This is a genomic window from Pseudomonas antarctica (assembly GCF_001647715.1).
GTDB classification, from domain to species: Bacteria; Pseudomonadota; Gammaproteobacteria; order Pseudomonadales; family Pseudomonadaceae; genus Aquipseudomonas; species Aquipseudomonas antarctica_A.
The window spans coordinates 232,371-244,497 of sequence record NZ_CP015600.1 but is presented as its reverse complement, the minus strand read 5'-3'; the positions used below and the strand labels follow the sequence as shown (position 1 = coordinate 244,497).

The following is a 12,127-nucleotide window of genomic DNA, read 5'->3' as shown; positions in this document are numbered from 1 at the left end:
GGTTTTTCTCACACCGGTGACTCAGTCGGTACCGTACTTGGGATTACGCGGACCATACAGAAGCCCCGTACGCTGCCCGGCCGACAGCAAACGCACACTGGCGATACCGGCAATCGGGTGCGCGGCATCGGTAGAGCTGTTGATCACCTGCTTGACCGCCGCCGAGATCAGCATGCCCACCAGGCCGCCGCTGTTGTTGTTGCCTTCCTCGCTGGAAGCACGTGCCGAACCGGTCCACAAGGTGGTGCCGGTGCGCAGGTCTACCAGCTTGGCCGAGGCGGTCACGGAGGTGTCGCTGGAGATCAGCATGTACTTGGTGCCGTACTCGCTGACGGTGATGTACAACGCCGCATCCGCACCAAAGATGTCATGCAGCTTGGCCGGTGCCACGCCCTGGATATCGTTGGCGGTGGTCAGGCCGTTCTGGCGGAAGGTTTCGTCCACCAGGGCAATCGGCAGCACGTAGTAGCCCGCTTCGGCCAACGGGTAGGTGACCTGCGAAACCAGGCTATAGGACGCCTGCACTTCCGGCGATTCATTGATCGGCGGCAGTACCAGGATCGACTTCGGCCGGGCCTGTTTATACGCCGTGTAATCAATGGTCTTGGGCGCCGCGCAGCCGCCGAGCAAAGCCAGGGCCAGCAAGGCGCCGGTAAGTTTTAACAGGCTCATTTGCTAGCGACTCCGGTTTTAGCGTTTTTCAGCAGAAAGTCCATGTACGAAGCCGACTCGGGGAACAGTGCCTTCTCGGTGCGAAACTCCTGCACCATCTGGTCATCCTTGCCCATGCTCAGGTACAGCATGCCCAGGTGCGCGTGGTAACCCGGCGGCGCCTTGCGGCCACTGGCGTTGATCTTTTGCAGATCGCGCTCCAATGCTTCCACCTGTGCTCCCTTGGGCTCGCCCTTGAAGTACTCGTAAACCTCTGCCTGGTAGCTTTCCCATTGATACAGGGGTTGGGGCGCCGTCTGGCACCCGGCGACCGTTGCGATTGCTGTCAGCATCAGCGCCAACTTAACTGCCTTGCTCATCCTTGTACTGCTCCTTGAGGTGCTGCTGATCAGTTGCGCGGGTTCCAGGCGCCGGCATTGATGCCGTCGACGAGGCGGTTGATTGCTTCGCGCATGGCCAGGTCCAGGACCTTGCCATTGAGGGTGGAGTCGTAGCTGGCGGTGCCGCCGAAGCCGACGATTTCACGGTTGGACAGGGCGTACTCACCGGCACCCTGGGTGGAATACACCACTTCGGACGTGCTGATGTTGACGATATTCAGCGCGACCTTGGCGTAAGCCACCTGGGTTTTGCCACGGCCAAGAATGCCGAACAGCTGGCGGTCGCCGGTCTCTTTGCGGCCGAACTCGGTCACGTCGCCGGTCACCACATAGTCAGCGCCCTTCAGCTTCTGGATGGTGCCTTTGATCGCGGCTTCCTGGGAGATTTCGCCCATGTTGTCGCGGTCCAGCACGCTGAAGCGGTTGGTCTGCTGCAAGTGGGTAATCAGGATGGTCTTGGCCTGGCCACCGAGGCGGTCAACGCCGTCGGAGAAGATGCCGCGCATGTAGCTGGAACGGTTATCGAACTTGCCCACGGCAATCGGTACACGTACGCCGGAATAGGCCACGCTGGCGCTGGCGACTTGTTCCACCGGCATCGCGCGATTGCTCTCCGTGGCGCAACCGGCCACGGTCAGCAGCGCTGCGGCGGCAACGCCGGACAGCAGGATTTTGGACAGTGTTTTCACAGGGTGCTCCTAGGGTGAGAGGTCCGTGGTTGCAGCAGATGAACCAGCGGGAGGGACTGTTATGTACGTTGACTACGATATGGCGGCGATCAGAATTTTCTGAAAAAACGCGCGATCTTGCCCAGCGCCTCACCATCAAACGTGTCGGGCCAGCAGGTAGGTGTTTTGGCAAGGATGACCGGCGCAGAGCGGTCCGGCTGGAAAGTGCAGCCCGCCATCAGGCAGGTGACTGGGAGAAAAGCAGAAATGCGCATTGCTTGATTCGTCCTTGAAAAATGCCATGTTGCTAATGCCGCGACATTTTACGGGGTTGCCCTGTGTACTCAAGCGGTTTTGCTGCCAAGAGGACATTCACCGCCCAACGGCAACGCCCGCCTCAACGACAGCTCAAGCCAGGTGCACCGACATTTTGCGGTGGGCAACGGGTCGGAACAACATGCAGCGCCCCCGCGGCCGAGCAGTGGAGTGCGGCCAATCTGATAGACGCAGATCCAAAGGTGGGAGCGGGCTTGCTCGCGAAGGCGGTGTATCAGTCACTGGCAATATCGACTGATTTACCGCTATCGCGGGCAAGCCCGCTCCCACAGGGGTTTGGCGGCGCTAGCTGTTCTTGTGATACTGGCTTATGTAGCGGGCAAAGCGCGGCCATCTGACAGACGCAGATCCAAAAGTGGGAGCGGGCTTGCTCGCGAAGGCGGTGTGTCAGTCACTGGCAATATCGACTGATTTACCGCTATCGCGGGCAAGCCCGCTCCCACAGGGGTTTGGCGGCGCTAGCTGTTCTTGTGGTACTGGCTTATGTAGCGGGCAAAGCGCGGCCATCTGACAGACGCAGATCCAAAAGTGGGAGCGGGCTTGCTCGCGAAGGCGGTGTGTCAGTCACTGGCAATATCGACTGATTTACCGCTATCGCGGGCAAGCCCGCTCCCACAGGGGTTTGGCGGCGCTAGCTGTTCTTGTGGTACTGGCTTATGTAGCGGGCAAAGTGCGGCCGATCTGATAGACGCAGATCCAAAGGTGGGAGCGGGCTTGCTCGCGAAGGCGGTGTGTCAGTCGCTGGAAAAATCGACTGGTCTACCGCTTTCGCGGGCAAGCCCGCTCCCACAGGGGTTTGGCGGCACTAGCTGTTCCAATGGTATTGGCTTGGGTAGCGGCAGAGTGCAGCCAATCTAATAGACACAGATACAAAAGTGGGAGCGGGCTTGCTCGCGAAGGCGGTGTGTCAGTCACTTGAGGTATCGACTGGTCTTCCGCTTTCGCGAGCAAGCCCGCTCCCACAGGGGTTTGCCGGCGCTAGCTGTTCTTGTGGTACTGGCTTATGTAGCGGGCAGAGCGCGGCCAATCTGATAGACGCAGATCCAAAGGTGGGAGCGGGCTTGCCCGCGATAGCGGTGTGTCAGTCACTGTAGGTATCGACTGATTTACCGCTTTCGCGAGCAAGCCCGCTCCCACAGGGGTTTGGCGATAACGCGTGTGCTCAGGCGTTGATCACGATTGTCTTGGCCAACATGTCGCCCAAACGACGACGCAGCCCAAACAGCACCAAAAAGCCATCCAGTGGGCTGAACAACATTTTGCACGCGTTGCGCAGGAACGACTGGAACGGCGTGCAGTTCGTCGCGTAGGGGTATCCCACCACCGACATGCTGAACAGCCGTTTGCCAAGACTTTGACCTTTGGGCAAAGCATCGCAAAACAAAAAATAGCCGAAGGCCAACAGCGTTAACACGGCGTCGATAACCTGAAAAAACATCTGCCCGAACGTAGAATAGAAACGCATGGCCAGCGACGCCATTAGATATTTAAGCAGCAAAATGAAAAAAACCACGGCCATGTCGACTATGAAACCCAAGAGTCGCTTGCTGCGGCTGGCCAAGTTGAACGTGCCGGTAGCCGTTAGAGAATCACTCATCATATTTTTTGATCCGTGACGGGATAAAGGGACATGAAGCGCCCGGCCCATTGGCCAGGCGCTCAGTTTTTTAAAACGCGTAACGCGCTTTTAGCATCACCCCATCGGCATCAAACCCGCTGCGCGCCTGACGTGTGTAGCTGGCGCCCACGGTGAAATCCGAGACCTGGTAATTCACCCCGACACTGGCTTCATAGCTGTCACGTGCCACCGAAGCGCCGGTGGTGGTGAACGCCGCACCGCCTGCCACGAAGCTTGAAGTTTGCGCCACGCGATCACCCATCAGGTCGTGGTACGCCATCAAGGTTGCTTCCGGTTGCAGGCTGCCCGCGCCCATCGGCACGTTGCCGGCCAGGCGAAGACCGGCGCCCACTTCGCCCACTTCATAACGCTGCGAACGGGTGCTCAGTGCAGCCGCCGAACCTTTCTCGTCGAAGCCATCCATGCGCACGTTGGCATAACGCGCCGCCACGCGCGGCTCGATCACCACGGCCTGCGACGGCTTGAAGCTGTAGCCGCCGATCACGCTGGCGGCCAACACATTGCTGTCGTAACTGCCCTTGGCCGTGGTGCCTGCCACATGGCGTTTGCTGTCGTTGTCGTTGTGGCCGTAGCTGAGGCTGCCGTCGACAAACCAGTTTTGCAGCGCCCAGTTGCCATACAGCGACAGCGCGTGGCCCTCGACGTCGGTCTTGTTGCCGAGGTCGGAATGGATGTTGGAATTGAGGTAGCTGTAGGCCACGCCCAAGGTGGTGGTGTCGTTCAAGCGACCGTCCACACCCACCGCCATGCCGCTGCTGTTGGCCGAGTAACCGTTATCGCCGCCGCGCCCGTCCTGGTCCATGTTGCTGCTCAGGCCCTGCACCCACACGCCGCCGGTTTGACGGCTTTCGCGCTGGTCGGTAAGGCGGTTGAAGATCGCGCCGTTGACCACGCTTTGCCCCGACAACGCCACATCCAAAGCGCCACGGTTGGCATCCGGCTTGAGCTGTTCGCCAACCTGCGCCAACGCTTGCACCGAGGGCGCATTGGCCACCGACTGGAAGACCGCGTCCTGGGTGTCCAACTGGCCGAGCACGCGGTTTTTAAGGGTGTTGACCGCCGCCACGGTCGGCTCCGCAGTGCCCACACTGGCGAGCATGGTTTGCACTTGCTGATCGCTCTTCACGCCCACCACGGCCTTGACCGTCTGCGCATCAGCCGAGTAGCTGAGCACATTGAGCAACGACGACGCGCTGGCTACCGTCAGGCCGTTATTCTGCAAGCTACCGGCCTGCAACAGCGTGTATTGCGTGGCGGCAGGCGTGCTGGTGAAGTCACCGGGTTTGGCGCTGACGGTGATGTTCGAGCCCGGGGCAAAGGTGGCAGCGCCGTTGACCGTCAGGTAAGGCGTGGTCGGCACCACGTTGCTGCCCAGGCGCATATCCACGCCCGCACCGCTGCCCACATACAACTCGCGGCTCACCACCGTGCCGGGCCCCGACAGGTTCAGGGAACCGGCGTTAACCGACACCGGCGCGTTGATACGGCTGCCGGTGAAATCCGCTTGCCCGCCGATGTTCACCGAGCTGACATCCAGCACGTCACCCTGGATGCGGCCACCGGTCCAGATCAGCGAGGCCATGTTGCCGCCGTCAATCGCAATGCCGGAATGGCTGCGAATTTCCCCGGCTTGCTGGTTGATCTCGAAGGGCGAGGTCTGCTCGGCAGGGTTCACCAGGATCGCCGTGCTGTCGGCACTGATCACACCCCGGTTGATGATGCCCCGCGCACCGACCGGCGAGCCGGTGGTGAACGTCGCCCCGCGCAGGTTGATAGCCGTCGCGCTGCTGCCCTTGGCTTCGATGGTGCCGGTGTTGAGCAAGTAATCGACAGTGCCTTCGTATATTGCCACCGCCCGTGACTGATTACCGGTGACCGAGAGCAGGCCCGTGTTCTCAATGCGCAGGTCATTGGTCTTGGTCTCAATCACCATCCCCAGCGCTTCTTCACCCGTGACGCGAATAATCCCGGCGTTGATAATCTTGCCGCCGACCGTCACCGGCATATTGTTGTGGGTATCCAGAATCAACCCATACCCGTAGTACGAGGTGATATCCACCAGGCCCGAGTTGATCACATCACCGGCAACCGTAGTGCCATTGAGATAGATACCTTCCGCGTCGCTTTCCGGGCCGGAGCCCGGTACGTCGACAGCGATGATCGTGCCGGTGTTAACCACATTGCCGCCGACCATGGCCGCGCCCACTTCAAAACCTTCGGCCCAGATCTGGTTGTACATATTGATGGTGCCGGCCTGAACAATACCGCCGGTGATGAAACCGCCACGGTTCCTGAGGTCTGAATCCAGCGCGCCATCCACCACAAACCCGCGCACATTGCGGCCGCTGCCATCCAGGTTGAAATTGGCATAGTTGATCAACGCGCCCTGGATGTTGGTATCGGCCACGCTGGCGCCGTCGGTCTTGCGCTCAGTGGCGACGATATTGCGTGTCCCCACCAGCGTCACGGTCTCGTTGAAGTTCTGGTACGACCATGCGTTCTGGCCGGTACTCACATCAAATTCCACAGCACTGGCCTGTGCGGCGCCTGCGCTGACCATCAAGGCCAGCAGGGTTTTCTGGAACGGCTTACGCTTCATTTCAAACTCCATGAACTACAGTAAAAGCCGCCAATAAGCCCGGCGGCCGTAGGTGTGCTGAGCGAAGGATCAGATGATCCGAATGCACTCCCTCAAGGCGCTTTGCTGAACCACAGGCGCGAGCAATCGCACCGCAGCCGGTGGTGGCAGAAAAGGGGTTGGGGAGGTGAGGTTCACATTAATCCTTAATGTCGTTTGAAAACGCTGCAGTCCATGCAGCCCGACCGGTTGCGGGTGGGCGGGGTAAAGACCCGGGCTTGAGGGAAATGGTTCCTTTTGCGGTAGGACGCCTCCCGAAACGACTGGGGATTTGCGTAATACCCGTGAGCAGACGGCGGGAAGCGTTGGCGTCGGTGGGGGTTGGGGATAGGACGCAGGGGTTTGAGTCAGGGCGTTGATGCCTTGCGTGGGTTTGGGTGCGGGGCTTATAGTCCGGCCCGTCGCCCATATGGCGATCAGGTTTGGCGACCTGACAACAGAGTGCAAAAGCAACCCGCTTCCATGCAGGTGTTTTTGCACCCGCAAAGCTGTGCATGTTATGGCGGCTGTGCGCGGGAGACCTTCGGGTCTGCCGGTTACTCTGTTCCGGTTCGCCAACCTGCGTACAGCTGCCACCCATTCGTTTGGCGACGAATGCGTGGTGGCTTAATCCACCAACAGAGTACTGAAAATGAACCAATACATGCCCCTAACGGGCCACGACTGCACCGTCCCCGCTCTGCTTATCGACACCAGCGCGCCCCTCGACGTGCTCCACGACGCCGCCGCGTACCGGATTCGCGCCGTCACCCAACTGCTGGAAAACCTGGCCTTCCGCGAACAACTCAGCAGTGATGCCGTGGTGCTTCAAGACTTCGCCCAACTACTGGCTATACCGCTGCGCGATGGGTGTGATTTGCTGGATGTCATCATTCGCAGGCTTAACAGCGTCAACTGACCGCGACAGGGCGGCTGACGAGTTGCCCTGTTAATGGTGAGGCAGTGAGTAGGGGCAAACTACACTTGAATATTAAAGGTGGCTTGTCACTACTCCTTTACACCATCAAACAGAAAATGGCCTGCCCCTATTTCACGCTCGATCTTATATACCTGTCACAGATTTCAGAGTACTTAATGGTCACAGAATTAACATCATCAACAACACAATTCCATTTTTTACCAAACTCGTACGCCAACCATAAATACATCTCTATCGACCCTTTTGAGTGTCCCAACTGTATTTCAATCATTGTCCTCGGCGTGGCACCCAACCAAGATTCCCAATCGAGAATATCTTGCGCATCATAAAAACCTATGAGCTTTTCGGAGGTAAGTAATGACACATACAAAGTGGCCTCATCCCAGCTCAATACTCCACGACTACGTTTACCCGCGCTGACGATTCCACCTACAGCGTGGAGAAAATCAGCGAAAGTGTCTTCGTCAATTGCCACATCCGATATAATTGATGCTGAGTTGCTCACAACCATAACCCCGCTTTTTTTGGTTCCATACTCGAATAACTCTTCGACGCGAATGAAAAGGGCGGAAAAGTGGACAGATTTATTTAAGTAAAAAAGCACTCGAAAAATTAAATAAATCTGTCCCCTTTTTCCCTTAGCCCCCGACTTCCCCCTTAGCTTACGCAACACACTCGATCCCCAGCCAGATAATAAAGCCCCTCAAGCCTTCCACGAACCGAAGGAAGGTTAAGGAGCGGCTCTGAAACATAAGAAATTGGCAAATCGGATCTAAGTAAATTGGAGAACTCAGAATTATCCCACGTGGGTTGTACTATACCGTTCCAAAAGCTGATGGTTTCCCCCGCTTGCGACAAGATAACTGGCTTTAAGTATTCAACCAAAGAATCAGAACCCCAATATAAATAACCAGAATATACAGAGCCACTTACTCCAAAAAAATCAGCTCTTACAATAATCTGAAAATCTGAGCAAGTTTCTTGTTCGGCCAGAGGACGCACTGTCAACTCATCCTCTACGGTATCGTCCATCGGAAAAAACCAAACACCAAAATCAGCAAGATCACCAATGGTCAGCTCGTAGACTTGTTTATCCGACATAACAAACACCCCCTATTTAAACGAAAAACGTGGTCTGACCCCTATTGCCTTGATAGACAGTCCTATCTAGAACTGTTGTTTTATTCCAAAAAACACCAGCTTTAGGCGTTGTACTTGCAACATCACTACCCGCGGTCGTGCCCGTACCAGCAGAACCCGGCCCTTTTGCACCATTTTACAGCAGGACAATATCGGACTGACCCTATTGCCTACCTCGCTTCTAAAAGTGCTGAAACAACCCTTACACAAAACAGTTTCATTTCGAACTCATCTATAAGATGCTCGCCGCCTCCAGGCCGATAAAGCGAGAGCTTTTCCTGCAGCTCATCAAAGAGATTTTCAAACTTACCAAAACCTTCATTTTCTTCAATTTCATCCAGAAGGGTTTCCGTATCTTTTGCCCATTGAACCGAAATATTAGAACCACTCACAAATCTATCAAGATGCTCAATCAAATTATCTATCGTCATTTTTTCTTTACCGGATTAACAACCGTGATAATACGATCCTCATCCACAGCAATTTGAGCTTTAGGATATTTAGAGTTTATGAGCGTAACTGAGGCACCACGATAAAATAGGCATAAAATAGCATAAGATAGGGGTCAGACCACTATTAATACTTGATTTAAAAAATATGGCCTGCTCCCTATTCCCTCTTAAATTAAAAAGCCATAGCTTGAACCCGATTTTTTCCTTCAAATCACCAGGCTAACAAAATAGAATAATTACAAAAAATAAATCATATTTTTAAAAAGCAACTCCGCCGAACTATAAAAAGCAAAAACCGTGGTCTGACCCCTATTCTCTAATCGTTCTCTGTCCACATTTCGATAAATTCTTGATCGTGCCTCTTATTTGTTAGCCAGATGAAGAAATCATCGAATTTCTCCTCTGACCATGGATCTACTGGATCAAGTTCCACAGCTGAATATTCGAATACAAGGCTGCTTTGACCTAAACCGACGAAACTAACTTCATTTACACCTAAATTTCTTTGAACCCGAATATTCCATGAGGGCTCAGCAAATAAATACTTGCAATCATTTATAAATAAAACCGGCCCTTCAACTGAGGAATAAACCCCGATAAACCCGTCGCAAAACCCAACATAGAAAGCCTTGCTTCTTGGTTCGTTTTTACCAATATATTCCTCTGAAATGGGATTGTAATTTTTATCGCATAACAGAACCAAGCGTCTATCGTTTTTATGTCGCATATAAACGTGATTCATGATCATTTTCGCTCTATTAAATGCGGGAAAATAGGGGTCAGACCACTATTCTTTTAACTCATACTTTTTTGGGCGTCCTGACACGCCCTGCGAAACTTTTTTACCTAATGCCTGCGCGATCTCGGACGCAAACTTCTGATCGCCCAAAACGTAATTACCGTTTATAGAAGATCGAATTTGTTCTATCAGCCCAAGTGAAAGTCGATCATTGAATATAGACCGGTAAGCTTCGGCTCGTTGCGCGGTGCCGCTACCTAATTCGTTATAAACCGCATGCGGGCTTATAAAGCCTGACAGCTCGCCCTGTGCGTTTGCCCTATAGCTGGTCCAGCGATAGTCGCCCGGATGAGCAACCATACCGGCTCTGACCGGGTTCATTTCGATATATCGATAGCAAGCTAAAACATAGTTGTCTTGTTGAACCAAACAGGAGCGGAAACGGCCTTCCCACAACGTGCCCGTTCGTTGATATGTTCGATTGACATATTGAACGTAGCGCTGCCCCAGTCCCTTCATAAGCAAGCCGGCCCCTGCGCAGCAACTGGGAGTCAACAACAAATGAACATGATTTGTCATCAAGCACAATGCGTGAACTTTACAGCCATACAATTCAGCAAGCACGGCTAATGTATCAATGTAAAAAATATAGTCTTCATCTCAATAAAAACACGCAGACCGATTGTTTCCCCGCTGAATAATGTGCAACGGGATATCCGGCAGTAAAACCCTAGGACGGCGAGCCATATAAACCCCTAACTGGATAAGAGCTTACAGCTTAACCGCCATTCAACAGGCCAACAGATTGGAATAATTACAAAAAATAAATCACATTTTTAAAGAGCAACTCTGCTTAACTCTAAAAAACAAAACCGTGGTCTGACCCCTATTTCCTTGAATTCAGACATTACTACCTCTACCGAGCTCTAGGATAAAATAGAGAAAATAGGGGTCAGGATCCCTCAGGGTCTGACCCCTATTTCTTCCGGGTCGGCATCCTTACTCATGCCGCCCGGCGCGATGGCCACCCTGGCGCCTCGCGCATAGCTGTAGACCGCCTGGCCAAACCACAACTGCACCAGCACCATGAGGAAAAAGCGCTTCCAGCTACCGTCAAATCGTAGAAAGCCATTGAGTAGCGCAGCCAGGAGTAAGACCACATACAAACGTGATCTGACCTCGATTACCCGCTCTACCACCCACCACGCCCGGACATAAAGGATTTCACATAATCCCACCGTGTAACTATCCAGTACACAGCAAATATTCCTGACAAGGGAAATCCAATCCAGATGAACACCCAGTTCGAATCTGTGCGAAGCAGTATACCAACCACTATGGCGACCATCATGCCGAAAAACGTACTCACCCCACACACCACCGCCAACAATGAAACTATCAGCAGCAGGGTATTTATAAGTTTACTTGCTCGCATCGACCGCCTCATTGTAAAGGCTATTGCCTTTCGCGCCCACGGACAGAAAATATAGCAACATTGCACCGCCATACGGCGCCTTTTTACCAAGAATAAATTGGTTATTATCAAACTTTCTGACCGTCACATCAAATATTGATTTTTTCTTGTTCAAACCATCAGCCAACCCCATCTTCAGAGGCACCTTTACAAACCCCGAACCAATTGATAACGCGAAATCTGCGGCACTATATATCACCGGCCCATATCCGCCAGGAATCTGATCAAAAGTTTGTTTAACATGATTATAACTGCCCTCTTCATTATTAACATGGTTATAAAGGGCTGAGGTGCCCTCCTCAATATTCCCTAATCCGAATACAATCATAGGCCCACCGAAAAAGCACCCGGCCACTGTGCCGCATAGAGTGCCCCCCGAGTAAACACTTGCCCCTCCCGTGACAGTCTTGGCGGTGTTAGCTACCACAGGAATGACATCACGCGTTCCCGCATCAAAAACCGAGTCAGTGAGCGAATAGTTAAACAGGCCTTTATCCCTTTGCGCATCTGCCCATTCAAGCTCATTACTCAGCCCGACCATATCGGCTTCACTCAAGTATGCATCGTGATACTCCTTGGTCCCTCGCTCCAGATGAGCCCAGCACTTGATGATGTAACACATGGCCTTTTCCAGGTTCGCTTCCGTGAAGTCACCTTTCTGAGCCTCAGCCTTGATCGCCGCCACCTCCGCCTCATGAGCTGCTCGATTATAGACTTCCACCGACATCGCGTTTCCTCCCGCGACAACAGCACCTGAGGTACCTCGCCCAGAGCCAACCACGGCCCCGGCGCCTGCCGCGATTAAGAAATAGGGGGCAGACCACTATTCTTTTAACTCATACTTTTTTGGGCGTCCTGACACGCCCTGCGAAACTCTTTTACCTAATGCCTGCGCGATCTCGGACGCAAACTTCTGATCGCCCAAAACGTAATTACCGTTTATAGAAGATCGAATTTGTTCTATCAGCCCAAGTGAAAGTCGATCATTGAATATAGACCGGTAAGCTTCGGCTCGTTGCGCGGTGCCGCTACAGAATTCGTTATAAACAGCATGCGGACTTATAAAGCCT

The 12,127-nt window shown here is 53.8% G+C and carries 14 protein-coding genes; 1 reads left to right on the top strand and 13 read right to left on the bottom strand.

The window, feature by feature from the left end; all coding sequences use genetic code 11:
- Positions 1-21 precede the first annotated feature (21 nt).
- From A7J50_RS00925 to A7J50_RS00905, 6 genes are all read right to left on the bottom strand, one after another.
- Positions 22-672, bottom strand: coding sequence for a DUF799 domain-containing protein (locus A7J50_RS00925; protein WP_064450133.1), 651 nt, complete (start codon positions 670-672; stop codon positions 22-24).
- Positions 669-1,031, bottom strand: a complete 363-nt coding sequence (locus A7J50_RS00920; RefSeq protein WP_064450132.1) for a DUF4810 domain-containing protein — start codon at positions 1,029-1,031, stop codon at positions 669-671. The genes A7J50_RS00925 and A7J50_RS00920 overlap by 4 nt, the downstream gene beginning before the upstream one ends.
- Positions 1,032-1,060: 29 nt before the next feature.
- On the bottom strand, positions 1,061-1,741 hold the full coding sequence (locus tag A7J50_RS00915; protein WP_064450131.1) for a CsgG/HfaB family protein: 681 nt from the start codon (positions 1,739-1,741) through the stop codon (positions 1,061-1,063).
- An 89-nt stretch (positions 1,742-1,830) separates the two neighbouring features.
- The gene (locus A7J50_RS31290; protein WP_156526242.1) at positions 1,831-1,995 is read right to left on the bottom strand and encodes a hypothetical protein; all 165 of its coding nucleotides are present in this window, start codon (positions 1,993-1,995) and stop codon (positions 1,831-1,833) included.
- A 1,223-nt stretch (positions 1,996-3,218) separates the two neighbouring features.
- Positions 3,219-3,656: an RDD family protein gene (locus A7J50_RS00910; RefSeq protein WP_237140875.1), complete on the bottom strand. Its 438-nt coding sequence runs from the start codon at positions 3,654-3,656 to the stop codon at positions 3,219-3,221.
- Between the two features lie 67 nt (positions 3,657-3,723).
- The gene (locus A7J50_RS00905) at positions 3,724-6,294 is read right to left on the bottom strand and encodes an autotransporter outer membrane beta-barrel domain-containing protein (RefSeq protein WP_064450130.1); all 2,571 of its coding nucleotides are present in this window, start codon (positions 6,292-6,294) and stop codon (positions 3,724-3,726) included.
- Between the two features lie 682 nt (positions 6,295-6,976).
- Here A7J50_RS00905 and A7J50_RS00900 point away from each other — a divergent pair.
- Positions 6,977-7,231, top strand: coding sequence for a hypothetical protein (locus A7J50_RS00900; protein ID WP_017136667.1), 255 nt, complete (start codon positions 6,977-6,979; stop codon positions 7,229-7,231).
- A gap of 127 nt (positions 7,232-7,358) precedes the next feature.
- On the opposite strand, the gene A7J50_RS00895 is transcribed toward A7J50_RS00900, so the two are convergent.
- From A7J50_RS00895 to A7J50_RS00875, 7 genes are all read right to left on the bottom strand, one after another.
- A complete protein-coding gene (locus A7J50_RS00895) occupies positions 7,359-7,925 on the bottom strand; it encodes a hypothetical protein (protein ID WP_064450129.1) in 567 nt (188 codons plus the stop codon).
- Positions 7,910-8,353 carry a hypothetical protein gene (locus tag A7J50_RS30300; RefSeq protein ID WP_082895804.1) on the bottom strand — a complete coding sequence of 148 codons (444 nt, stop codon included), beginning with the start codon at positions 8,351-8,353 and terminating at the stop codon, positions 7,910-7,912. Before A7J50_RS30300 ends, A7J50_RS00895 begins: the two co-directional genes overlap by 16 nt.
- A gap of 209 nt (positions 8,354-8,562) precedes the next feature.
- Positions 8,563-8,823 carry a hypothetical protein gene (locus tag A7J50_RS00890; protein WP_064450128.1) on the bottom strand — a complete coding sequence of 87 codons (261 nt, stop codon included), beginning with the start codon at positions 8,821-8,823 and terminating at the stop codon, positions 8,563-8,565.
- 337 nt (positions 8,824-9,160) lie between these two features.
- A complete protein-coding gene (locus tag A7J50_RS31285; RefSeq protein ID WP_156526241.1) occupies positions 9,161-9,592 on the bottom strand; it encodes a hypothetical protein in 432 nt (143 codons plus the stop codon).
- Positions 9,593-9,631: 39 nt separating this feature from the next.
- On the bottom strand, positions 9,632-10,207 hold the full coding sequence (locus A7J50_RS30295) for a transposase (RefSeq protein WP_237140874.1): 576 nt from the start codon (positions 10,205-10,207) through the stop codon (positions 9,632-9,634).
- A gap of 338 nt (positions 10,208-10,545) precedes the next feature.
- Complete coding sequence (locus tag A7J50_RS00885; RefSeq protein WP_156526240.1) at positions 10,546-10,743, bottom strand: hypothetical protein; 198 nt, start codon at positions 10,741-10,743, stop codon at positions 10,546-10,548.
- Between the two features lie 261 nt (positions 10,744-11,004).
- Complete coding sequence (locus tag A7J50_RS00875) at positions 11,005-11,784, bottom strand: DUF4225 domain-containing protein (RefSeq protein WP_017135224.1); 780 nt, start codon at positions 11,782-11,784, stop codon at positions 11,005-11,007.
- Positions 11,785-12,127: the final 343 nt, after the last annotated feature.